The 22,157-nt window shown below is 72.3% G+C and carries 22 protein-coding genes and 1 pseudogene; 9 read left to right on the top strand and 14 right to left on the bottom strand.

Going from position 1 to position 22,157, the window contains the following annotated elements:
- Nucleotides 1-2 precede the first annotated feature (2 nt).
- A complete protein-coding gene (locus ACH4RC_RS34960; protein WP_398208028.1) occupies nucleotides 3-1,886 on the bottom strand; it encodes an FAD/NAD(P)-binding protein in 1,884 nt (627 codons plus the stop codon).
- Nucleotides 1,887-2,040: 154 nt separating this feature from the next.
- Between ACH4RC_RS34960 and ACH4RC_RS34965 the strand changes: the two genes are divergently transcribed.
- Both ACH4RC_RS34965 and ACH4RC_RS34970 read left to right on the top strand, forming a co-directional pair.
- The gene (locus tag ACH4RC_RS34965) at nucleotides 2,041-2,634 is read left to right on the top strand and encodes a cysteine hydrolase family protein (protein WP_398208030.1); all 594 of its coding nucleotides are present in this window, start codon (nucleotides 2,041-2,043) and stop codon (nucleotides 2,632-2,634) included.
- A gap of 18 nt (nucleotides 2,635-2,652) precedes the next feature.
- The gene (locus tag ACH4RC_RS34970) at nucleotides 2,653-3,834 is read left to right on the top strand and encodes a pyridoxal phosphate-dependent aminotransferase (RefSeq protein WP_398208032.1); all 1,182 of its coding nucleotides are present in this window, start codon (nucleotides 2,653-2,655) and stop codon (nucleotides 3,832-3,834) included.
- A gap of 241 nt (nucleotides 3,835-4,075) precedes the next feature.
- On the opposite strand, the gene ACH4RC_RS34975 is transcribed toward ACH4RC_RS34970, so the two are convergent.
- Both ACH4RC_RS34975 and ACH4RC_RS34980 read right to left on the bottom strand, forming a co-directional pair.
- Nucleotides 4,076-4,648, bottom strand: coding sequence for a TetR/AcrR family transcriptional regulator (locus tag ACH4RC_RS34975; protein WP_398208033.1), 573 nt, complete (start codon nucleotides 4,646-4,648; stop codon nucleotides 4,076-4,078).
- Between the two features lie 57 nt (nucleotides 4,649-4,705).
- Nucleotides 4,706-6,181 (bottom strand): MFS transporter, encoded by a 1,476-nt coding sequence (locus ACH4RC_RS34980; protein ID WP_398208035.1) that lies wholly within the window; start codon nucleotides 6,179-6,181, stop codon nucleotides 4,706-4,708.
- Between the two features lie 64 nt (nucleotides 6,182-6,245).
- Here ACH4RC_RS34980 and ACH4RC_RS34985 point away from each other — a divergent pair, with 64 nt between their 5' ends.
- The gene (locus tag ACH4RC_RS34985) at nucleotides 6,246-7,127 is read left to right on the top strand and encodes an ArsR/SmtB family transcription factor (RefSeq protein ID WP_398208037.1); all 882 of its coding nucleotides are present in this window, start codon (nucleotides 6,246-6,248) and stop codon (nucleotides 7,125-7,127) included.
- Between the two features lie 164 nt (nucleotides 7,128-7,291).
- Here the strand turns inward: ACH4RC_RS34985 and ACH4RC_RS34990 are convergent, their stop codons facing one another.
- Together ACH4RC_RS34990 and ACH4RC_RS34995 are read right to left on the bottom strand one after the other, a co-directional pair.
- Nucleotides 7,292-7,663, bottom strand: a complete 372-nt coding sequence (locus ACH4RC_RS34990) for a DUF6009 family protein (protein ID WP_398208168.1) — start codon at nucleotides 7,661-7,663, stop codon at nucleotides 7,292-7,294.
- Nucleotides 7,664-7,801: 138 nt separating this feature from the next.
- Nucleotides 7,802-8,410, bottom strand: a pseudogene (locus ACH4RC_RS34995) (phage/plasmid primase, P4 family); the annotation flags it as partial.
- A gap of 346 nt (nucleotides 8,411-8,756) precedes the next feature.
- Here ACH4RC_RS34995 and ACH4RC_RS35000 point away from each other — a divergent pair.
- Entirely contained in the window at nucleotides 8,757-9,764 is a 1,008-nt protein-coding gene (locus tag ACH4RC_RS35000; protein WP_398208038.1) for a TauD/TfdA family dioxygenase, read from the top strand.
- Nucleotides 9,765-9,839: 75 nt separating this feature from the next.
- Here the strand turns inward: ACH4RC_RS35000 and ACH4RC_RS35005 are convergent, their stop codons facing one another.
- Nucleotides 9,840-10,580, bottom strand: coding sequence for a helix-turn-helix transcriptional regulator (locus tag ACH4RC_RS35005; RefSeq protein ID WP_398208039.1), 741 nt, complete (start codon nucleotides 10,578-10,580; stop codon nucleotides 9,840-9,842).
- Between the two features lie 83 nt (nucleotides 10,581-10,663).
- Nucleotides 10,664-11,845: a LeuA family protein gene (locus ACH4RC_RS35010; protein ID WP_398208040.1), complete on the bottom strand. Its 1,182-nt coding sequence runs from the start codon at nucleotides 11,843-11,845 to the stop codon at nucleotides 10,664-10,666.
- 304 nt (nucleotides 11,846-12,149) lie between these two features.
- Between ACH4RC_RS35010 and ACH4RC_RS35015 the strand changes: the two genes are divergently transcribed.
- On the top strand, nucleotides 12,150-12,329 hold the full coding sequence (locus ACH4RC_RS35015; protein WP_398208042.1) for a hypothetical protein: 180 nt from the start codon (nucleotides 12,150-12,152) through the stop codon (nucleotides 12,327-12,329).
- Between the two features lie 19 nt (nucleotides 12,330-12,348).
- Here ACH4RC_RS35015 and ACH4RC_RS35020 read toward each other — a convergent pair whose 3' ends face one another.
- The 6 genes from ACH4RC_RS35020 to ACH4RC_RS35045 all read right to left on the bottom strand — a co-directional run bounded on the left by ACH4RC_RS35020 (nucleotide 12,349) and on the right by ACH4RC_RS35045 (nucleotide 18,273).
- The gene (locus ACH4RC_RS35020; RefSeq protein ID WP_398208044.1) at nucleotides 12,349-13,365 is read right to left on the bottom strand and encodes an enolase C-terminal domain-like protein; all 1,017 of its coding nucleotides are present in this window, start codon (nucleotides 13,363-13,365) and stop codon (nucleotides 12,349-12,351) included.
- A gap of 159 nt (nucleotides 13,366-13,524) precedes the next feature.
- Nucleotides 13,525-14,544, bottom strand: a complete 1,020-nt coding sequence (locus ACH4RC_RS35025; RefSeq protein ID WP_398208046.1) for a LuxR C-terminal-related transcriptional regulator — start codon at nucleotides 14,542-14,544, stop codon at nucleotides 13,525-13,527.
- A 145-nt stretch (nucleotides 14,545-14,689) separates the two neighbouring features.
- Nucleotides 14,690-15,244 carry a TetR family transcriptional regulator gene (locus ACH4RC_RS35030; protein WP_398208047.1) on the bottom strand — a complete coding sequence of 185 codons (555 nt, stop codon included), beginning with the start codon at nucleotides 15,242-15,244 and terminating at the stop codon, nucleotides 14,690-14,692.
- Nucleotides 15,245-15,482: 238 nt separating this feature from the next.
- Nucleotides 15,483-16,166 (bottom strand): HAD family hydrolase, encoded by a 684-nt coding sequence (locus tag ACH4RC_RS35035; RefSeq protein WP_398208049.1) that lies wholly within the window; start codon nucleotides 16,164-16,166, stop codon nucleotides 15,483-15,485.
- Nucleotides 16,163-17,296 carry an acyl-CoA dehydrogenase family protein gene (locus ACH4RC_RS35040; protein ID WP_398208051.1) on the bottom strand — a complete coding sequence of 378 codons (1,134 nt, stop codon included), beginning with the start codon at nucleotides 17,294-17,296 and terminating at the stop codon, nucleotides 16,163-16,165. Before ACH4RC_RS35040 ends, ACH4RC_RS35035 begins: the two co-directional genes overlap by 4 nt.
- Nucleotides 17,290-18,273 carry a ScbA/BarX family gamma-butyrolactone biosynthesis protein gene (locus ACH4RC_RS35045; protein WP_398208052.1) on the bottom strand — a complete coding sequence of 328 codons (984 nt, stop codon included), beginning with the start codon at nucleotides 18,271-18,273 and terminating at the stop codon, nucleotides 17,290-17,292. The genes ACH4RC_RS35040 and ACH4RC_RS35045 overlap by 7 nt, the downstream gene beginning before the upstream one ends.
- 163 nt (nucleotides 18,274-18,436) lie before the next feature.
- Between ACH4RC_RS35045 and ACH4RC_RS35050 the strand changes: the two genes are divergently transcribed.
- Both ACH4RC_RS35050 and ACH4RC_RS35055 read left to right on the top strand, forming a co-directional pair.
- The gene (locus tag ACH4RC_RS35050) at nucleotides 18,437-19,120 is read left to right on the top strand and encodes a ScbR family autoregulator-binding transcription factor (RefSeq protein ID WP_398208054.1); all 684 of its coding nucleotides are present in this window, start codon (nucleotides 18,437-18,439) and stop codon (nucleotides 19,118-19,120) included.
- 405 nt (nucleotides 19,121-19,525) lie between these two features.
- On the top strand, nucleotides 19,526-19,972 hold the full coding sequence (locus ACH4RC_RS35055) for a BON domain-containing protein (protein WP_398208056.1): 447 nt from the start codon (nucleotides 19,526-19,528) through the stop codon (nucleotides 19,970-19,972).
- Nucleotides 19,973-19,982: 10 nt separating this feature from the next.
- On the opposite strand, the gene ACH4RC_RS35060 is transcribed toward ACH4RC_RS35055, so the two are convergent.
- Nucleotides 19,983-20,462, bottom strand: a complete 480-nt coding sequence (locus ACH4RC_RS35060; RefSeq protein WP_398208057.1) for a hypothetical protein — start codon at nucleotides 20,460-20,462, stop codon at nucleotides 19,983-19,985.
- 329 nt (nucleotides 20,463-20,791) lie between these two features.
- Between ACH4RC_RS35060 and ACH4RC_RS35065 the strand changes: the two genes are divergently transcribed.
- The gene (locus tag ACH4RC_RS35065) at nucleotides 20,792-21,460 is read left to right on the top strand and encodes a DUF4097 family beta strand repeat-containing protein (RefSeq protein ID WP_398208059.1); all 669 of its coding nucleotides are present in this window, start codon (nucleotides 20,792-20,794) and stop codon (nucleotides 21,458-21,460) included.
- 67 nt (nucleotides 21,461-21,527) lie between these two features.
- The gene (locus ACH4RC_RS35070) at nucleotides 21,528-22,106 is read left to right on the top strand and encodes a GtrA family protein (RefSeq protein WP_398208061.1); all 579 of its coding nucleotides are present in this window, start codon (nucleotides 21,528-21,530) and stop codon (nucleotides 22,104-22,106) included.
- The last annotated feature ends 51 nt before the right edge of the window (nucleotides 22,107-22,157 follow it).

The following is a 22,157-nucleotide window of genomic DNA, read 5'->3' on the forward strand; positions in this document are numbered from 1 at the left end:
GCTCAGCGGGCGAGGGCGGCGTCGGCCGGGGCGGGGACGGCGGCGCGCGGTGGGGTGACGAGGTCGGCGGCGATGGCGTCGGCGTTCTGTACGAAGTCCGTCCAGAAACCCGGGCGGCTGCTGCCGCCCTGCATGAACCACCGGGTGTGCTCGGTGGGGATGCCCAGGACGTACAGGCCCTGATCGGCCCGGCCGTCCTTGTCCAGCGGGTGGAAGGGCGCCTCGGTGACGGCGACGCCGCCGGTGTCGAAGCGGTCGCCGTCCGCGCCCCGGTTGACGTACGAGGTCCAGATCCCCTGGGCGACCAGGTTGCGGGTGAGCGGGTGCGGGTCGGTGCGTACGTCGGGCGTGGGGACGCGGGCGTCGAGGACGGTGTCGACGAGCACCCTGGACCCGGCGACGTACGGCGAGTGCACGGCGAACCGGCCGGAGTCGGGGTCGGGCAGGAAGCGGGTGTCGGGCCCCGCGATCCGCAGAAGGCCGCAGCTCAGAAGCGCCAAGACCTGGCGCAGGCGCATCCGGGGCGGTCCTGCCGCGAGGAAGGAGCTGCGGGGCACGTACCAGCCGAGGAAGTCCTCGCGGTGCGAGGTGGGGGTGAGCCCGGCGAAGTCGACGAGCGAGCGGATGACGGCGCGGGAGTCGCGGATGACGTCGAGGGCGGCCTTGAGCGGGTCGTCGACGTTGCCGGTCCCGGCGTGCGCCAGGTCGTCGGCGAGCGCCCCGGTCAGGGCGGCGGCGAAGGTCTCCGGGCTGTCGAAGTGGCGGCCCGCGAACGGGCGGGCCTGCTCGTCGAGGTCGACGGGGGGTACGTCGGCGAGCCCGTACCCGGCGGCCATGGCGACGACGTCGGGCACCCCGTCCTCGGCGGCGGCGACCACCTCGGCGACGAACGCGGCGGACTTCCCCGGGCCGTGGCGCGCGTCCAGCGTCGTGGCGTAGTAGACGAGTTGGACCTCGGCGAGCAGCCACGGCACCGCGTCCTCGGCGAAGGAGAGCTCGCCGTGGGTGCGGTGGGCGAGGATCCGCTCGGTGGTGAACAGCATGTGGTCGTAGCGGTGATCGTGGTGCTTCTGGTTGCGGCCGCGGGCCGGCAGCGGCATGGCGCTGCGCGAACCGGCGACGAGGACGGGTTCGCTGCCGCTCGGCCGGTAGACGAGGCCACCTTGCCCGTCCTCCTCGTAGCGTCCGCCGCGCCCCTCGGTGAGGGCGGCCATCACGTCGTAGAACGAGAGGCCGAGGCCGAGCACGCCGACGGGTGTGCCGGCCGGGATGGCGTCCAGCGGCATGTCGGCGGCCGAGTCACCGGCGATGTAGCGCAGGGCGGGGTGGGCGTCGGCGTACTCGGCGAGGCGGCGCTGGTTCCCGGTGGGTTCGGGGACGGTGTGGCCCGTGGTCAGGACGACACGGTCCACGGTGAGGTGCGCGCTCTCCCGGAAGGCCAGCCGATAACCGCCTTCTTCGACGCGTTCGAGTTGATCGACGGTGGCCTTTACCGGAATGAGCCGGACGCCGTCCGGGAGGCTTTCCTCAATTGTTTTGAGGATGAATTGCATGTAGCGTCCGTGCAGGGCGCGCGGCGCGTAACTGTTCGGGCCCGGGTATTCGGCGTCCACGGACTGCCACCACTGGGCGAGGGACGGTCCCGCCCCGGGTCTGGCGGGCCCGCCGTCCGGCTGCCCCGAGAAGGCGGAGACCTCGTCGGCGACAGTGTTCATCAGGAACCATTTCGGCTGGTCAGTGCGCCATATGCGGCCACTGCCGACCTGGTGCGCGTCGATGAGGTAGATGTCGGTGGCCTCTATGGGGGGCCGCTCCGCGATGCGGGCCGCCATGCGCTCCAGGACCGAAAGTCCCCGCGGGCCGCTACCGACTATGGCCACCTTCATGTCCGACACCTTTCGACAGAAACGGTATGAGCGGGCTGTAGGCAAAAAGATAGGAGCCGCTGTACCTACTGTTCAAGACGGCTTTATTGATGCTTCGCATGAGAGTTGTTCATAGATTTCCGTCGTTACAGCGACGGAACAGGAAGGCGGAGAAATGAGCAGGGCGCTCCTCGTACTCGACCTCATCAACGAGATCGTGCACCCGGACGGCAAGTACGCGGCCGAGGGCTACCACCGGCAGGCGGTCGAGCGGCGCGTCATCGAGCACGCGGCGGACGCGGTCGCGCGGGCCCGCGCGGCGGGCGTACCGGTGATCTACGTCGTGGTCGGGTTCACCGAGGGCTATCCGGAGTGGCCCGCGGGCTCACCGGTGTTCACGAAGGCCAAGCCCGACGGGCGTCTGCTGCTCGGCAGCTGGGCCACCCAGGTGCACGACGCGCTCGCACCGCGGCCCGGCGAGCCGGTGATCGCCAAGCACCGCGTCAGCCCCTTCCACGGCACGAGCCTGGAGGTGCTGCTGCGCACCCAGGGCATCGACACCCTGCTGCTCACCGGCGTCTCCACGGAGCTGGTCGTCCTGACCACCGCGCAGGCGGCGCACGACCGGGACTACCGGGTCGAGGTTTTGGAGGACGCGACCCTCGCGGGCGACAGCGAGGTGCACGAGGCGGCGCTGAAGGTGCTGTCCCACATCGCGACTGTGACCACGGTCGCCGAGGCCCTGCCCGCGCCGGCCGCGGCCCTCTGACGGCGGGGAGGCGACGACATGGGCAACCGGGCGGCGGCCCGCTTCGGCGGCGTGGGCAAGTCGGCGACGTACGCGGTGTTCGACATGGTGGCGCAGTTGCGCGCGCAGGGCGTCGAGGTGCTCGACCTGGGCGGCGGCGAACCCGACTTCGACACCCCGGCGCACGTCGTCGACGAGGCGGTCGGCGCGCTGCGGGAGGGTTTCACGCACTACACGCCGAGCCGCGGACTGCCGGAACTTCTGGACGCGATCGCCGAGAAGCTGGCCAAGGACAACAACATCACGGTCGACGCGTCCACCGACATCGTCGTCACCCCGTCGGCCAAGCACGCGCTGTTCGCGGCGCTGGTGACAGTGCTCGACCCTGGTGACGAACTTCTCGTGCCGACCCCGAGCTGGGTCAGCTACTCGGCGATGGCCCGCCTGATCGGGGCGCACCCGGTGCAGGTCGGCCTGGACGCGGCGAACGGCTTCCGCATCACCCGGGATCTCCTTGAGGCACACGTGTCACCGCGCACCAAGGCGCTCCTGGTCAACTCGCCGAACAACCCGACGGGCCACTGCCTGACCCACGAGGAGGCGCGCGCGATCAGCCGGTTCGCGACCGAGCACGACGTCCTCCTCATCGCGGACGAGATCTACGAGAAGATCCTCTACGACGGCCGTGAGCACGTCAGCCTGGGCGCCCTGCCGTGCTGCGCCGACCGCACCCTCACCATCAACGGCTTCTCCAAGGGCTACGCGATGACAGGCTGGCGCCTCGGCTACGCGGCCGGGCCGACGGACCTGATGGAGCAGATGCTCAAGGTGGCCCAGCACACCGTGGGCTGCACCGGCTCGTTCGTGCAGCGGGGCGGGATCGCCGCTCTGACGGGCCCGCAGGAACCGGTGCGGGAGATGCGCGAGCAGTACGCCCGCCGCCGCGAACTGACGGTCCGTGGCCTCAACGCGCTGCCGGGCGTTCGGTGCTCTCCCCCGGACGGGGCGTTCTACGCGTTCGCCGACATCCGCGCCACGGGCTTCGCCGACGCGGCGTCCTTCGCGCGCTTCGTTCTCGAGCGGGCCGGTGTCGCGCTGATGCCGGGTTCGGCGTTCGGCCCGGGCGGCGAGGGCTTCGTCCGCCTGTCGTTCGCGACATCGCCGGAGATTCTCGAGGCGGCGTTGGAGCGGATGGGCCGGGCGCTGGCCGAACGGGGGTAGGGCGGTGCGTGGATGAGGGTCCCGGGTGGTGCGCCACGGACCGCCTGGACATCCTGACAGCCGCCGACGGGTACGAGTCGCGCTCGCGCTTCCGGTGCCTCCGCAAGGGGGCCCGGGCGACCCGCTTCGGTGAGATCACGGGCGAGGGGGGCGAGACCCCTCCGTACGCCTGCCGGGAGTGCGTCCAGAAGTTGCCGGCGGTGCACGGGCGAAGGTGCGGCGCGACCGCTCGGGGCTGCCCCTACGCGTGCTGTGGAACGCGCAGGCCGAGGAGGCACAGGGCGCCTCGGGTGGCCGCGTCGAAGGGTTCCGTGGTGTCCGCCGAGCGGGCCATCACGTAGCCGCCTTGCACGACCGCGGCGAGCATCGCGCCGACCGCCTGCGGGTCGAGGTCCGGGGCGAACTCGCCGTTCTCCTGGCCCTCGGCGACGAGGTCGGCGAGGCGGCCCCGGAGCCAGGCGAAGACTTCGTCGAGCGGGGCCCGCAGGGCGTCGTTGTCGATGACGTCGGCGTCCATCGTCAGGCGCCCGATGGGGCAGCCGCGGAGCACGTCGCGTTCGCGCCGCAGGTAGGAGGCGATGCGGCGCCCCGCCGTGCCGGACCCCGAGAAGTGTGCCTCGGCCGTCTCCTTCAGGTCGTGGGCGCTGCGCCGCATGGCGGCGAGAGCGAGCCCCGCCTTGCCGTCGAAGTGGTGGTACATGCTGCCGACCCCGACCCCGGAGCGCGCCTGGATGGCCTTGGGGCTGGTGCCGGCGTAGCCGCGCTCCCACAGCAGTTCCCGGGTGGCTTCGATCAGGCGTTCCGCACTCGACATGACGGCACTGTATCCACGTTGCGCGGGGCGCCCGATCAGCGTTTTCGATGGTGCCCATCAGGCATTTCGCTGCGCCCGGCGCCGCACCGAGAGGGCGAGGAGAGTGCCGGTGGCGAAGGCGGCGGCGGCGATCCCGGCCGACAGGCGCAGGCCCTGGGTGAAGGTGTCCGAAGCGGCGACGAAGGTGCCGAACAGGGCCACGCCGACGGCGCTGCCGACCTGCCGGGAGACGTTGAAGACGGCGGAGGCGATACCCGCGCCGGAGGCGGGCGCGGCCTCGATGATCGCGGCGGTGGCGGCGAGGGCGGTCATGGTCTGGCCCAGTCCGGTGGCGATCAGGGCGAAGAGGAGGACCGGGTAGGAGGTGTGGGGTCCGGCCATGACCCAGCCGAGGAAGCCGGTGGTGCCGAGCGCGAGGCCCGCGGCCATCGGGACGTAGGGGCCGGTGCGGGCGGTGACGCGGCTGAAGAGGGGGGCGGCGATGAGGCCCATGCAGACCGACGGCAGCAGCGCGAGGCCGGTGGCGAGGACGCTGTAGCCGCGCTCCTGCTGGAAGTAGAGGGTGGTCAGGAAGAGCATGCCGTAGTAGCCGAGGCTGATCAGCAGGCCGATGGCGGCGGTCGAGGTGAAGGCGCCGGAGCGGAACAGGGACGGCGGCAGCAGCGGGGCGCGCTCGGTGCGGCCGGTCGCCACGCGTGTCTCGAGGCCGCGCTCGACCAGGGCGAAGGCGGTCAGCGCGGCGGCGCCGAGGCCGAAGGCGGTCAGGACGAGCGGGGAGGTCCAGCCGTGCGAGCCGGCCTCGTTGAGCCCGCCGGCCAGCGCGACGAGGCCGACGATGCCGAGGACCTGGCCCAGCGGGTCCATGCGGCGGGGGTTCGCCTTGCGGGGAGAGGCCGGGACGTGGCGCAGGGTCAGGAAGACGGCGAGGGCGCCGACGGGCAGGTTCAGCCAGAACACCGAGCGCCAGTCGAACCCGGAGACAAGGAGTCCGCCGACGGCAGGTCCCGCACCGAAGGCGATGGAGGCGACCGCGCCCCAGATGGCGATGGCCCGCGCACGCAGCGCCCGGTCGGGGTAGGTGACCTGGAGCAGGGCGAGCGACGCGGGCACGAGCAGCGCGGCGCCCGCGCCCTGGCCGAGCCGTCCGGCGATCAGCACGCCGGGCGAGGCGGCGAAGCCGCAGGCCAGCGAGGCTGCGGTGAAGACGCCGAGGCCGGTCAGGAACATCCGGCGGTGTCCGAGCCGGTCGGCGAGCCCGCCGCCGAGCAGCAGCAGCCCGGCGAAGACGGTGCTGTAGCCGTCGACGATCCACTGCATCGCGGAGGCGCCGGTGTCGAGCGAGGCGCGGATGTCGGGGATGGCGACGTTGACGACGGTCACGTCGAGCATCACCAGGAAGTAGCCGAGGCTGAGCGCGATCAGCGGGCCGAGGGCGAGGGCGGGCTTCGGGGAAGCGGGGGCGGCGGTCTGCTGCGCGGCGGGGGCCGTGGTGCCGGGGCTCCCGGGGCTCGGGGTGATCTCCGTGGTGGTCATGGATTCAGCTTCGGCGCCCATTGTTTAGATGCACGACGAAGTGTCGTCGTCGTAGGCTGTGGCCATGCCGAACGCCATGCCGAACCCCGTGCCGCGCGCCGAGCCGAACGCCATGCCGAACCCCGTGCCGCACGCCGAGCCGGACCCCAGCCGTGGACCGGCGGCCCCCTCCCGTGCCGCCGACCGGGAGGGCGAGCCGCTCAAGCACCAGACCGACATCGCGCGGGCCGCCGCCCTGATCGCCGACCCCTCGCGGGCCCGCATCCTCAAGTGCCTGGCCGACGGCCGCGCCCTGCCCGCGGGCGCGCTCGCGGGCGAGGCCGGGATCAGCGCGGCCACGGCCAGTGTGCACCTGGCCAAACTGGTGCAGGGCGAGTTCGTCACCGTCGAACAGGAGGGCCGCCACCGCTACTACCGGCTGGCCGGCCCCGAGGTGAGCGCCGCCCTGGAGTCCCTCGCCCTGATCGCCCCGCCGCTGCCCATCACCTCCCTGAAGCAGAGCAGCCGCACCAACGCCCTGCACCGCTCGCGCACCTGCTACGACCATCTGGCCGGACAGCTCGGCGTCGCGGTCATGCGGGCGCTGCTCGAACGCGGCGTCCTCGCCGGCCACGACGGCATCCACCGCCCCCGGGAGGCGGTACGCGACCGCCCCTCGTCCTACGGGCGCGACCTCCGGTACCGGATCACCGACGACGGCCACCGCCAACTCTCCGCGCTGGGCGTCGACACGGACCGGCTGCCACCGCGCCGCCCCGCCGTCCTGTACTGCGTCGACTGGAGCGAGCAGCAGCACCACCTGGCAGGCGGCCTCGGCGCGGCGCTGACCGACCGGCTGTTCACGCTGGGCTGGGTGCGCTGGGGAGCGGCCCCCAGGGTCGTCCACCTGACGGACGAGGGCGCGACGGGGCTGCGCGACGCGCTCGGCCTGGAGCTGGCGGTATAAGCGCCTGGGCCAAGGTCTTCTGCTGATCCGGGGACTCGACGGGATCGAGTGTGCCGCTGGAGTGCCCCGCAATCACCGCCGATGGCGCAGGGGGCCCTGGTGGCCCCTCCGAAAGCACCGCCGTACTCGACCTCGTGGCCAAGAACCCGGGTGGGGGCGCCTGTTCAGGCCTGCGTGCTCATGCCCTGCTGAGAGCGGTCGGTCTTGGTCCCCGGGTCCTTGATGGTGATGGTGCGGGGGTCGACGGCTTCGCCGGGCGCGCCTTCGGTGTAGACCCCGTCGGGTGCGCTGTCGCGGTCGTGCGGCAGGAGGTAGAAGACACGACGCCGGTACAGGCCGCTGTCCGGGTCCGCTTCGGCGGTGTCGTCGAGGACGGCATAGCCGACCATGCGCCCGTCACGGCCGTAGGGCGGCTTGTTGCCTCGGCGCTTGGTCTTGTCCAAGGCCTGACGCACGTAGTCGAGCGGGGTCGGGTCTTCCAGCCACACGATGTCGCATTCGTGTGTGAGGTCGCTCCGTGTCAGCAGCGAGCTAATGGCTGCAGCCTCTCCTGTTCGAACCCGGCGGGCGCGGGTGGCGGCGGTGGCACGCGAAGTCGGTTACGTCGGACGCCGTGTGCTGCCATCGTACGGCGGCCATGGCGCTGGGGCGGGATCGGCGGGTGGGGTCCTTGGTCATTCGGTGTGGGCCAGTGCGAGGCCGGGGTAGAACTTGCGGCCGTTCGATTTGATCATGTCGTTGGGTGAGACGAGGCCGAGTTCCTGGCGGACCCGGTTGGCGAAGACGCGTGCGGTGGCGGGGCGGATGCCCTCGCCTGCGTGGCACCAGGCGCCGTACTCGGTGTGGAGCAGGCCCTGCTCCACGCGGAGTTCGGCGCTGTCCGCCTCTGCGCTGCCGCGGGTGCAGCACTCGGACAGGAAGCGGCCGATGTGGTCCTCGGTGGAGGCGTAGGCGCTGGTGGCCAGGCGGACCCGGTCGGGGCCTTCGAGAGGGTCGCGGGTGGTGAGGTAGCGGCGGGCGCCTTCGATCAGCCACTGCAGGATGCCGGGACCTTCGTCACGTACGAGTTCGAAGGCCAGATTATCGATCTTGCGGTGCTCGGGGACGACCCGCTCGAAAGGCAACAGGCGGATCCGGCGCCAGAACGCGAACCCCCCGGTGGACACTTCGGGGCGGTGGTTGCCCAGCAGCCACAGGTGGTGGGTGGGGGTGAAGGAGAAGTAGTCCTGGCGCATCCGCCGGGCCTTGATGCGGTCGCCGCCGGTCAGAAGCTTGAGGTCGCTCGATCAGGGACTGAAGGGACTCAAGTCCCTAATTATGGCGAGACCAGCAGTGGAGAGTCGTGTATGTGCGCACGCACACGACACGATCTCTTACTCCACTCATAATTGCGAAGTTCAGTCCCTTCAGTCCCTGCCGCACGAATCGCAGGGCTGTGAGCTGCAGCTTCAGCCTATGAACTGCACAGGGACCGTAAGCGCGCGAGCCCCTTGCCAGCCCCTGTCGGGTGCATGGGTCCCTGGCGCCTCCACTTTGGCGGAGGCGCCGGTCGCCGATGGCGTACGAGGACGCGGGCGGCTCCTCCGACAGCCGATGCGCGGAGCGCCGGGCGGCCGTGAGGATCGCGGCATGGAACCCGTCTACGTACTCTCCGATCCCGAGCGTGAGCAGCTGACCGCCGTGCTCGACTCCGTGGCCAAGAACCCGTACGAGGACTACGAGGACTTCTCCCGGGCCGTCGGCGACGTCATCGCCCGTGGTGAGGTGCCCGCCTTCTTCAGCGACCTCTGCGCCCGCATCCACGCGGACCGCGCGAGCGGCGCCCGCGACGCGCACGTGCTGCGCAACTGCCCGCTGGACGCGGAGATCCCGCTGCTCGACCTCGACGACCCGGTCGCGCACAAGCACGCGAAGAAGAAGACCTTCGTCGGCGAGGCGTTCCTCGAACTGTTCGCGCAGCTGGTGCGGACCCCGCTGCTGTCCTACGCGACCCGGTTCAACGGAGACTTCTTCACCGATGTCGTCGCCATCAACCGCTACAGCGGCATGCAGACGGGCTTCAGCGACAGCGAGCTCGTCTACCACAACGACCGCACCGCGCACCCGGTCCGCGCGGACTTCATCGCGCTGCTCGGCATGCACTGCCCCGAGGGCGAGTTCATCTACACCGGGTTCGTGGACGGGCGCGACCTCCTCGCGCACCTCAGCGCCGAGGAGCAGGCCGAGTTGCGCACGGCGCAGTTCATCACGCCGTTCGACGTCTTCTCGCGGGACAACAACAAGACCCTGACGGTCTCCGACGTCCACCCGATCCTGGAGAACCACCACAGCTTCCGCTACCTGGACACCTGCACGACCGCGGCGCCCGACGCCCCCGTCGCGGCGAAGGACGCCCTGCTCGCGCTGAAGAACGCCATCGTCCGCGCGGACAAGACCCGCCACCGCATCCGCACCGGCGACCTGTTCACCTTCGCCAACCAGGACGGCCTGCACAGCCGCGACAAGATGGAGATCAACGACGCGGCGGCGGCGCGTCAGCGCTGGCTCCTGAAGACGTACGCCTTCCGCGACGAGGCGGCGGCCGAGCGGCACGCGGACCGCTGGCTCGACGGGGTGCGCGGCCGCGTCGGCGACTGAGCCCTTTCCCCCGGGTCTCCGGCCGGCGGTGCCTCCCCCGACCGCCGCCGGCCGGACCGCACGACGAACACCGTTCTACAGCCAGGGCGGCAGGTCCTCGTCCAGCGCGCGGCGCATGAGCAGGACCGCCTCCAGACGGTTGCGGACGCCCAGCTTCGCCAGCGCGTGCGAGACGTGGCTCTTGACCGTGGCCGCCGTGACCTTCAGGCGCTCGGCCGTCTCCTTCGTCGACAAACCCTCGGCCAGACAGGTCAGGACCGCGCGTTCGCGCTCGGTCAGCTCGCGCAGCCGCAGACCGGCGGAGCGGTCCGGGCGCGACGGGCGCGAGGGCCGCTCCGGCGGCCGGTGCGCACCCGGCCACAGGCCGACCAACTGCGGCGAGACGACCGTGTGCCCGGCCGCCACCGCGCGCACCGCCGCGGCGAGCCGGCCGACCTCGTGGTTCTTGATCAGGGCGCCCGCGCAGCCCGCCGCCAGCGCGGCCGCGAGCGACGGCCCCGTCCACCGGGTGTCGAGCAGCACGACCCGCGCCCCCTTGTGCAGCAGCTCCGTGACGACGGGCGCCGGGCGGGGCCCGGCCAGGCCCGCGAGCACGACGACATCCGCCTCGCTCAGCGGCCAGCGGTGCAGCGGCTGCGCGCTGTCGGCCGTGCCCGCGACCGTGATCCGGTCGGCGCCCGCGAGGGCCCCGGCCAGGACGTGCCGGGAGACAGGGTCGGCGTCCGCCAGGAGGACGGACACCTCGGCCGGTTCCGGCGCGCACAGCAGGAACTGCCCGTCGTCGGCGTTGCGTACGGTCCACTCGGTCCATTCCATTGCCGCTCTCCTGTTGTTCCTCGCGCATGGGTGCCACGGCGGCGGCCGGTCCCGTACGGGTGCGGGTCCGGCCGCCGGCGTGGTCAGGCCGCCGCGAGCGGCTGGGCCGGCAGCTCCCGGGCCAGCCGCTTCCTGAGTACGGAGATGTCCTCGCAGTCCCCGCCGGTACGTTCGGCGATGTGGGTGCGGTACAGCTCGGCCAGCTCCGCCTCGCTCACCTCGACGCGCAGCTCGTCAAGGATGTGGCGGAGCACGGCCCGGCCCGAGTGCCGGCCGATGAGGAGCGAGCGCTCGCGGCCGAACCGGGCGGGCTCCACGTACTCGTAGGTGGCCGGGTTGCGCAGCATGCCCTGCTGGTGGATGCCGGCGGCGGTACCGAAGGCGTACGTCCCGAAGATCGCCTTGTTGCGGGGCTCCGCCAGGCCGATGTGGCCGCGCAGCGCGGTGTACGCCTCGTACATGGCGGAGACGTCGATGTCCGTGTGCATTCCGAGGACACCGCCCTTGTACGAGAGCAGCGCGGCCAGCTCCTCCAAGGGGGTGTTGCCCGCGCGTTCGCCGATGCCGCCGAGGGTCGCCTGCACCTCGTCGGCGCCCGCCTGGAGACCGGCGACGGCGTTGGCCAACGACAGGCCGAAGTCGTCGTGGCAGTGGGTGGCGATCCGGATCGTGCCGGGCAGCCAGGAGCGGAACGCGGCGATGAGCGCGGCGTACTCCTGCGGCAGGTTGCACCCGGCGGTGTCGGCGACCGCGAAGCAGGTGGCGCCCGCCTCGACGGCGCCGTCCACGAGGGCTCGCAGCAGCTCCTCCTCGCCGCGGCTGGCGTCCTCGATGCCCACGGACACCTCCTCGACGCCGAGGGAGCGGGCGTGCGCGACGGTGCCGGCCACCTCCTCGACCGCCTGCGCGCGGCTGATGCCCCGCTTGTGCCGCAGGTGCATGTCGCTGCCGGTGGCCATGATCTGCACCTGGTGGCGGTCGGTGCCGCCGGCCGCCACGGCGGTGTCCACATCGGCGCGCACCGCCCGGCAGAAGGTGGTGAACCTCGCAGACGTCAACTTCTTCGATATCAGTTCGGTGGCTTCGAACTCGCTGGGCGACGAGGCCGGAAATCCGGCCTCGATGTAATCCGCGCCGAGCGCTTCCACACGCAGGGCCATGTCGAGTTTCTGGTGCGGGTTCATCGCGTTCGCGGGGGCTTGTTCGCCGTCCCTGAGCGTGGTGTCGAATATCGAGATCCGGCGTGATTCCGCTGTGCCTGACATCGTGTCCCTTTCCTGTACGGCGCCGCTCGCGCGACTCTCAACTCCGCCGAACCTATGCGTGGTTGAGCAGCTAAAGGCGGCGGTGACGTGGCCGGGAAGGGTCATGTCCCTGTTGGGTCCGAAGCGGTCGCGGGCCCGCGGGAAACGGATTCGGTGGCATGTCGCGGCCACGGCACCGTTGGGTCAGATCAACCCATTGCCCAAAGGTGGAGGTGGAATGCGAGAGTTTTCCCCGAGGCGTTCGATGCGCTCGAAGGCGCCGCCTCCCCTTTCTTTTCCCCGTACCGGAAGAAGGACTGTTCCCATGCGCATGCCCCGCCCCCGCACCGCAGGCGTCACCGCGAAGCTGGCCCGTCTCGTTTCCGTGTGCGCCGTCGCCGCCGCGCTGTCGGCGGGCGTGGTCTCCGCCGCGCACTCCGCCCCGGCCGGGCAGACGCACGCGACCGCGGCGACGAACGCCCCTGGCGACCTGATCTGGGGCTGACCCGACTCGAACAGGGAAGTCAGCCCCACAGCGGTGCGGGCAGCGGGGCCAGCGCGCCGTCCGTCGGCCGCACCGGTCCCGCGCCGTCGCGCAGGGTGAGGCCGGGCGTGTAGTTCACGTAGTGCGCGCCCGGCGCCGCCTGCAGCGCGGCGGCCCAGGAGCGCGGCGTCGCCGGGGGCGAGCCGAGGAGTACGAGCAGGCCCAGCTGGTCGGCTTGTTCCATGAGGCGCAGAGCCGTGGTGAGCCCGCCGACGGCGTCGAGGGTGAGCCGTATCCCGTCGTAGCGGGAGACCAGGGGGCCCACGTCGCGGTCGTCCCCGTACGCCGTCCTGGTGATGATCGGGAAGGGCCGGCGCAAGGTGCTGAGCACCCCGGACTCGGCCTCCGGCAGGGGCTGTTCGAGCAGCCGCACGCCGTGGTCGTGCAGGACGGGCAGCATGACGCGCAGCCGGTCCACGTCCCAGGCCCCGTCGGCGGCGGCCATCAGCCAGGCGTCGGGGCGGCGCCTGCGCACCGCGGTGAGCCGGGCGAGGTCGTCCTCGACGGCGCGGGCGCCGAGCTCGACCCGCAGCGCGTCGAAGTCCGCGCTCCGCTCCAGCTCCCCCGCGAGCGTCTCGGGTCCGCCCCGCTCGACGGTGTGGACGAGCGGCACGGGCCGGGGCCGCTCCGCGCCCACCAGGTCCCACACCGGCTGCCCCGTGCGCTTGGCGAGCAGATCCCACAGCGCGGTGTCCATCGCGCTGCGCAGCGGTCCGGCCGGGAGCAGCGCGGGCAGTTCGGTCGGGCTGATCATGTGCAGCAGCGCGGGGCGCGCCCGGTCCAGCTGGGAGCGCAGGGCGGTGGGCCGGTGGGCGGCGGTCCCGGGGCGCAGGGTCGCCTCGCCGCGGCCCGTGCTGCCCGCGTTGTGCGCGGTGATCCGTACGACGGACCAGGCGCCGGGCCACGATGCCGGGTACAGCGGCCGTGCGGGCAGGATGTCGCACTCGACGCGCAGCGGTGTCCCGGTGAGGGACCGAAGCAGTGCGGGGTCGAACACGTGGGCTCCTGAGGCTGCCGGAGTGGCGGAGCCTCATCATGGCCAGTGGCCCGGCCTCGTAGCCAGGCGATCGGCACGGCACCCTGCGGCGTGTCCGGTTGCGGTCAGCGCGGCCCGTACGGGCAACACCGCCGGCCCGGGCCGCCGGACGCGCCTCGGTCACCTCGCGCCTTGGTCCCCTTGGTCGAGCAGCCCCATCTTCGCCGCGGTGATGCCCGCCTGGAACCGGCTCTCCACGCCGAGCCGCGTCATGAGATCGGCCATGACCCGGCGCAGCGTACGTACGGACACGCCGAGTTCGCGGGCTATCGCCTCGTCCTTGCGGCCGGTGGACATCAGCCGCAGGACCCACAGCTGCTGGGAGGTGAGCCCGGCCTCGGGGGCGGACTCGGCGGCGCTGAGCGGGGCGGCGGAGGCCCAGCACATCTCGAACACCTTGATCAGCAGCGCGGTGACGGCCTCGCCGCGCAGCACCATCATCGCGTTCCTGGAGTTGGTGTGCAGGGCGGGCACCAGCGCCTGGACGCGGTCGACGAGGATGAACCGGAACGGCACGACATGGGCGATGCGCACGCGCGCGCCCGCCGCCTGCAGCTCCTGCAGATGGTTCATCGAGTGGATGATGCGGGTCATGGGCCGCAGATGGATGCTGCGCATGGTGACTCCGCGCTCGAGCACGCGCTGATCGCGCCGCAGCCCCTCGGCCAGGGCCTCCGGCGCCATCACCGGGCCGGGGTGCATGCTGAGGATCTCGGAGGTCGCGATGTCGGCGGTGTCGCCGAGGACGCGGGCGATCCGGTCGGGGTCGGTGACGACCTCGCTGTCGAGGCCGCTGCTGCGCGCGGCGTGCAGGGGCAGGAACGCCTCGCGCATCGCGTCGATCTGCTGACGGGTGGAGCGGATCTCCTCGGTCAACCGGGCCGCGGCCGTCTCCTGCGAGGTGAGCAGGCGAAGGAGGGCGGCCTCGGGCGCGGTGGCCCGCGCGCTCGGTTCGCCGTCGGCGCTGTCGCCGGCGGTCTCGATGAGCAGGCCGAGGCGGATCAGTTCCTGCCGGGCCGGCTCCAGCTCGGCCGCGGTGGCGTCGAGTTGTTCGCAGGCGCTGCGCAGGGACCAGTCGCTGCGCGTCGAGGCGTACTCGAACAGTCGCAGGGCCTGGGGTCCTAGGGTCGGCACGCTCATGGCGTCCGCCGCCTTTCCGCGCCGGGGGGTTCGGGCGCGTCGTCGCCGGGTGTGGGGGGTTTGTCCTGGCTCGTCGAAGGTGGCCTCATCGGGTGTGACCTCGTCGAAGGTGGCCTCATCGGGTGTGGCCTCGTCAAAGGTGGCCTCATCGGGTGTGGTCCAGGAGGTCCCAGAGCCCGTTGAGCCGGGTGCGCCGGTCGGAGCCCGACCGGTCGCCCGCGAAGACGGTGGTGATGAGCAGGTCGGTGAAGATGCGGGCGGGCAGGGCCGCCGTGAGGTGTCCGTCGTCCTCCGCCTGTTGCGCCAGGACGGCCACGTGGGCGGTGACGGCGGCGAGCAGGTCCCGCTCCCCCGGTTCCGGCCGCCGGTCGGCGGCGAACCGGACGGCGGCGCGGACGTGCGGGTCGCGTTCCATGCAGCGCACCAGCCGTTCAGCCAGTGCCCGGAGCCGTCCGAGCGCGTCGGAACGGGTCGCGGCCACGTCCGCGCGGAGGGTCTCCCAGCGGTGCAGCGCCTCGTCGCGGACGGCGGCGGCCAGCTCCTGCTTGGAGGTGAAGTGCCCGTACAGGGCGCCCTTGGTCATGCCGATCCGGTCGACCACGTCGGTGAGCCGGGCCCCGGAGTAGCCGAGCCTGGCGAACTCCTGGGCCGCGGCGCGCAGGAGCCGGCGACGCGTGCGCCGGGCCCGGAGCTGGCTCATCGCGGACGTCCCGCCGCCGTGTCCGCTGTGCCGCACCGGCACGGTGAAAGCTGCATGAGAACAAAATACCCTCCCGAAGGTATTTTTTCTGGGGATGGTTCTGGCCCACAGCGGCCACGGGGGCCTTGCGGGCCAGAACCGGTCGAACCCGGGCGCAAGAGCCGTTCGAAATCGGGCGCCAGAGCCGGATCAGAACCAGTCGGAACCACCGGAACCACCGGAACCAGGCCAGAACCCGTCAGCCGACGGGCACCACCTCGGCGGCCGCCCCGCGCGGGCCCGGGACTTGTCTCAGGAACCGCCAGCCGCGCGCCAGGCCGTGGCCGGTGAGCACCGGGTCGTCGCCGACCACGACGGGGTGGCCGACCGAGCTCAGCATCGACAGGTCGCTGCTGTGGTCGCCGTAGGCGTGACAGTCCTCGGCCCGGACGCCGAGGCGCCGCAACAGCGCGGCCACCGCCTCCTCCTTGGCGTCTCCGATCATGGAGCGGGTCACCTCGCCGGTGAGCCTGCCGTCCGCGTCGGTCACCTGCTCGGTGGCCAGTACGTGGTGGGCGCCGAGGTCGTCGGCGACGGGCTGGACGAGGAGCCGGCCGGCGCCGGTGACCAGGGCGATCTCGTCACCGTACGCGCGGTGTTCGTGCAGGCGGCGCAGTGTGCCGGGCAGATAGGCGCGGGGGCCGCGCCGGTACCCGGCGTACCAGCGGCGGGCGGACTCCTCGAGCACCGAGCTGTGGACGCCCGCGAAGTGCGCGAAGTAGGCGCGGTTCAGCGCCGCGCGGTCGGCTCCGGCGAGGCGCAGGTCGCCCGGCACCCGCCCCTCACGGGCGAGTTGGGCGCTCCAGTGGAGCCAGAAGCTGAGCATGCTCTTCTCGGCAAGGAGCGTCTCGTCCACGTCGAAGAACGCCACGCGCCGCGTCATCGGGCTCCTTCGGTGTCCGCCGTGTGCGCGGCGAGCCGGGCCTGGGCGTAGGCGGCCGCGGCCTTCTCCGGATCGAGGGTGCCGTGGGCGCGCGCCGTGGTGATGTCCCGCCAGGCGCGCTGCAACGGGCTGGTGTCGTCCAGGGCCCGCGCGCCCGCCGCGTGCAGCATGTCGTCGGCGGCCGTGCCGCACAGCTCCACCGCCGCGGCGACGTCACGCTGGTTCTCGGCGACGAGGAGCGGCGTGATCGGCGCGGTGTCGGCGCGCCGCGCGGCCCGCTCCAGGAGCAGCCGGGCCGACTGGATCTGCGCCGACGCCTTGGCAAGGACCCGCTGCTGTGCGGGCTGTTGGGCGGCCGTGCCGCCGTCGGGGCGCGTCCGCAGGCACTGCTGGTTCCACCAGTGGCGCAGGATGCCCTCGGCGGCGCCGAGCACGGGCGCGGCGAAGACCAGCCCGGCGACCAGCGGGAACGGCACCGTGTGGCAGCGCGCCGCGTGCGGCTTGGCACGGGCGAGGTCGCGGACGGTGAAGGAGAGGTGCTCGGGGACGAACACCTCGGCCTCGACCGTGTTGCTCCCGGTGCCGCGCATGCCGATGGGGTGCCAGGTGTCGCGCACCTTGACGTCCGGGCGCGGGACGGCGAAGACGCGGTTCTCGCGCGCCGGGCCCGCCGCCCCCGCGGACTGCTCGGCCAGGGAGGCGAGCAGCACCCAGTCCGCCTGGTCGACGCCGCTGGCCATGGTCCACTCGCCGGTCACCCGCCAGCCGCCGTCGACCCGCTCGGCCCTGCCCTGCGGCGGTACGACGGAGGCGGCCACGCACGCGTCGGGGGTGCGGCCCCACAGGGCGCGCTGTCCCTCTTCGGGCAGGTAGGAGGCGAGGCGGCCGTGTGCGGCGTACAGGGCGGCGCACCACGCGGTGGACGCGCAGGTCTCCGCGACACTGGAGACCGCGTCGAGCAGCGCGGTGAACGTCCCCGCGCAGCCGTCCCACCGCTCGGGCACGAAGTGGCGCGCGAAGCCGTCGGCGACCAGGGCGTCGGCGACCCGGTCGGTCAGCCTGCGGCCCTCGTCGAGAAGGTCCTGGTCCTCGCGGGCGGCGGTCAGCGTACGGTGCAGGTCGCTCAGCATGCGGCGGCCCCCGCCAGGACGGGCGCCGGGCCGGTCGCGTCGGCGCACCCGGCGGCGCGGGCCGAGGCCAGTGGCCGCGTCCCCTGGCGGGCGACGACCTGGAACGCGTCCTGCCCGACGGGTTCGGTGACGATCTCGACCGCCACGCCGAGCTGCCCGAACGCGTGGAAGGAGACGTCGAGGTGACGGATGGTCCAGTCCGCGGCGGACCGCCCGGCCACCCGGGCGAGGACGGCCTGCCGGAACGCCTCGACGAGGACCATGCCGGGGGTGTGGTCGCTGGCGTGGTCGAACAGGGCGGGGTGCCCTGTGTCCATGCGCAGCCACCAGCTGCCCGGCGCGGCGGGGGCCTCGGCGAGCAGGACGGCGTCGGCCCGGTCCCGGCCGACGAGCGCGGCGGGCAGTGCGCGCAGCCCGGCCGGGGCCGGTGCGGCGGAGGGGCCGGGGTCCGGGGCGCCCGCCCGGTGACGGATGACGGCGTACTGCCGCGGCGCGAACGCGTCCCACTTCATGGTCGCCCGCCCGACGCGGCGACCGCCGATCACGAGCCACGCCACGGACTCCATCCGGAACCGCCTGGTGTTGCCCGGCTCGCGTTGCACCTGGATGTCGAGCACGGCGTCGGCGCCCGCCCCGCTGTCGCGCACCGGCTCGGTCAGCCGGAAGTCGAAGCGGTGCAGGACGAACGCGTAGTCCGCGGGAACGTCGTGGAAGCGGTGCGAGAGGTAGATCCCGGCCTGCCGCATCGTTTCTGCGACGACCAGGGAATCCCGGGTGCCGTCGGCGCGGCGGTGGTGGAGCAGGTGCTCGTCGGGCCAGCGCAGCCGTACGGCGAAACGGTCCGCGGTGATCCGGGCGGCGGAGGCGAGGAGCACTTCGTCGTCCGCGGTCTTGTGGACCATCGTCCGTGGGACGTGAACCCCGGTGGAACCCTTGGGGTGCGGTACGGAACCGAGTCGTGAGGCAAGGTCGAGCACGTCTTTCCCCTCCCTGGAAGAAGTGGGTGACCTGGAACTCCCCCCGGTCAGCGACCACTTGACGGGTCGAAAATATACCTACGGGAAGGTATATTGCAATGGCGGTTCGGCGCCGGGCAGCATCGACCCGCCCCGTCCGCGAGAGCTGCGAGGAGGCTCAACGGTGAATGCAGCAGGCAACAACCAGCGCAGGAACAGCCGGGCGGTGTTCCCGGAACCCGAACATCCCAAGGGGCAGACCGCACGGGCCGGACGCAGCCCCGAACTGCACCAGGAGCGGGCCGTCCAGACCCGTCTGCAGGTCCTGGAGGCGGCGGCGCTCCTGTTCGACCAGCGCGGCTACGCGGGCACGTCCATCAAGGACGTCGCGGACGAAGTGGGCATGACCAAGGGGGCGGTCTACTTCCACTACCCCACCAAGGAAGCGCTCACCATCGCGGTCGTCGAGGCGCACTACGCCCGCTGGCCACTTCTGCTCCAGGCCGCGCAGAGCAAGGGGCTCGGCCCGCTGGACACCCTGATCGAACTGCTCGACCAGACGGCGGCCACCTTCCAGGACGACCCGATCGTCCGGGGCGGCGCACGGCTCCAGATGGAACAGCCGCTGCCCAAGGGCACGCTCCCCACGCCGTACGTCGGCTGGATCGAACTGCTGCGGCAGCTCCTCGCGGAGGCGCAGGAGGCCGGGGAACTGCGCGAGGGTGTCACGCCGGACGCCGCGGCGAACACCCTGATCGCCACCTTCTTCGGCACCCAGCACATCGCCTCCCGCCTCGACCGCAGGGGGGAGCTGGTGCGGCGCTGGGCCGACACCCGCGAGCTTCTCTTCTACGCGCTGCGGGCCTGACGCGTGCACGGACGCGGCCCGGCGCGCCTGCTGACCTGACGGCCGACGGGCCGGTGGGCGCCGTCCCTCGCGGGCCGCGGTCGCCTACGGACCGCTCACGATCGCCGCGACCGACGGCGTGTCCGAGGCCGAACAGGGCCTGGCCGGGACCGGCGGTTCGCCGGGCGCGGTCCTGGCCGCGTAGCGCACCGCGCTCGTCGTTCCGGTGGTGATGGTGGCGCCCGGGGCCGGGGTGTGCGCGTTCGCGCCGCGGGGCGACGGCCGCGTTCGGCCGCCCGGGTGAGGGCTCCGGGAGGGTCCGGGGCGAGAACGCGTTGTCGCCGGGTAGCCGTGGGAGGAAGAACCGGCAGGAGCGGTCCCGGTCGTGTCACGTGTCACGGGGCCGCGCCACAGGACGGAGAACGTATGACGACGATGTACTCGTTCGCGCGGGAAGCGGGCCACCGGCTCAAGGTGCCTTTGTCGACCGAGCCGGACAAGGCGGCCGCGCAGCTCAAGGAGCGACTCGAGGAGCTGAAGCTGACGCACGATCATTTCCGGGTGTATGTCGAGGAGGCCACGGTCGTCGTCGTCGGGGACTCCGCCATGCAGGACCAGAAGGAGAGGATCGTGCTCGCGCTGGGCAACACGGAAGGGGTCACCGAGGTCGAGGACCGGGTCGAGGCGGGACAGGAGGACATCGCCGCGCGCTTCCTCACGGTCCGGGACGGCGAGACGCTCGAGGACGTCGCCGCCCGCGCCTACGACACCCCCGACGCCGTCCGGCGGCTACTGGCCGCCAACCACCCCGTGCTGACCGGCCCCGACGACATCTGCGCGGGCCTCGTCGTGCGCGCTCCGGCGGCGACCTGACGCGGAGGCGTCACTTCTGCTTCACCGGGGGGCACGTGCCCGTGTCGGCGCCGATCGAGTTGATCTCGGCGTTGGAGCGCGGGTCGCCGGCGTAGTCGAGCTGGTCCGTGCACTTGATGTCGGACGGCGACTTCCGCACGGGCGGGCACGTGCCCGTATCGGCGCCGATCGAGTTGATCTCGGCGTTGGAGCGCGGGTCGCCCGCGTAGTCGAGCTGGTCCGTGCACTTCAGGTCCGCCTTGGCGGGCGTACCGGCGGAGCCGGTTTGCGCGGACGTGCCCTGCGACGTGCCGGTGGACGCCGTGCCGGCCTGCGTCGGGTCGGCCCGCGTCGGTTCGGACGGCGGCGTGCTCGTGGCCGCCGCCGGGCTGCTCGCGGAAGAGGGAGCGGAGGCGGAGGCATGGTCCGCACCGCCGTTGCCGCATGCCGTCAGCGCCAGGCCGAGGGCGACGGCGGTCATGGTCAGGGCCGAGATCTTACGAGTGCGCATGGTGTGTCCTCTCGTTGCTTCGTGTCTGCTCGGACAGGCGAAATGATCACCACAGTTGCGTCGTGCGTGCGCTCAAGACACGTTCGTGACACGGCGGTGGCCGGGCCGTGAAGTCCGTTGCTCTTTCCCCCGCGTGGCGTTCAGTCACAGTCATTGCAACTTATCCCGATGAAGTCGTTGCGTTAGCTCCGCCCTCGTTGCAACAAAAACCCTCATCTCACCTGCGGCTACTGCTCTCAAGTGCAATAAACACGTTGCCAATCCTATGAACGCAACGTAGCGTTTCCATCATCAGAAACAAGGAACGCGCAATCGCAGAGGAGCCCGCCATGCAGACCTTCGACACCCCCGCCCCCGTCCTCACCGTCCTCGACCTCCCCGCCGCCCGCGTCGAGTTCGTCGCCGCCGACCGCGCGGACACCGCCGTGCGGGTCCTGCCCGGGGACAAGACCAAGAGCCGCGACACGCAGGCGGCGCAGGACATCACCGTCCAGTACGCCGACGGAGTCCTCCGCATCGAGGCGCCCGAGGCGAAGAAGCGGCTTCTCGGGCCGGGCGGGGTCGTCACGGTCACCGTCCAGCTGCCGGCCGGGTCGCGGGTCCGGGCGAGGGGCGCCGACATCGACGTACGGAGCGCGGGGCGCCTCGCCGACGTCGACTTCGAGGGCGCGCGGGCCACGGTCCACCTGGAAGAAGTGGAGGGCGCCCGGCTGAGTCTGATGCAGGGTGACGTGGTCGTCGGCCGCCTTGACGGGTCGGCGGAGATAAGGACGCGCAGCGGCGACATCACCGTCACCGAGGGCGTACGGGGCACGGTCGACCTGCGCACCGAGTCCGGCGCGATCTCCGTCGGCGCCGCCCCCGGGGTCTCCGCCGCGCTCGACGCCCGTACCTCCTACGGCCGGGTGCACAACTCGCTCAAGAACGCCGACGCCACCCCCGGACTGACCGTCCGCGCCACCACCTCGTACGGCGACATCACCGCCCGCAGCCTCTGACCCCCGCACCGTCCCCACTCCCCACCCCCCGTCACTCCCCACGCCCCGTTCCCGGAAGGACACCGCCATGAAGTCGTCGACAGCGCAGACGTCCGCACGCGCGGCCGCGCCCGACGGGCCCGGGGCGTTCGCCTCCTTCGTACGGTTCGTGGGGCTCGGGGGCGGGGTCGGGGTCCTTGCCAGCCTGGCCGTGCCGGTGGTGGCCGCGGCCGCGGCGCTGCCCTGGGCCGTCGCCAACGCCGCCGTCACCGTCGTCTCGACCCTGCTCTGCACCGAACTGCACGCCCGCTTCACCTTCGCCAAGGGGCGCCGCGCCGGCCTGCGGGAGCACTGGCAGTCGGCCGGGTCGGCGAGCGCGGCCTATCTGGCCACCAGCCTCGCCGTCCTCCTCCTGCACCTCGTGCACCCCTCCCCCGGCGCGCTGACCGAACAGGCCGTCTACCTCGGCGCCTCCGCTCTCGCCGGTGCCGGACGGTTCCTCACGCTGCGGCTCTACGTCTTCGCGACTGGTACGCGGACCCGGGCCCGGACCCGTACTCCCTCTCGAATGTGGAGAAGCGGTTCGCCAGAACATGCGCAACCTGGTGGCTCGAAAGGGTTCTTGCGGGGGCCTGAGGGCGCTCGGGAGTTTGTGGGCGTTGCCTGACGCGCGGGCGGGAGTTAGTCAGAAGCCTTTACAGCGCCGAGTAGGGAGCAG

Source organism: Streptomyces sp. NPDC016845 (assembly GCF_044332585.1).
Classification (GTDB): domain Bacteria; phylum Actinomycetota; class Actinomycetes; order Streptomycetales; family Streptomycetaceae; genus Streptomyces.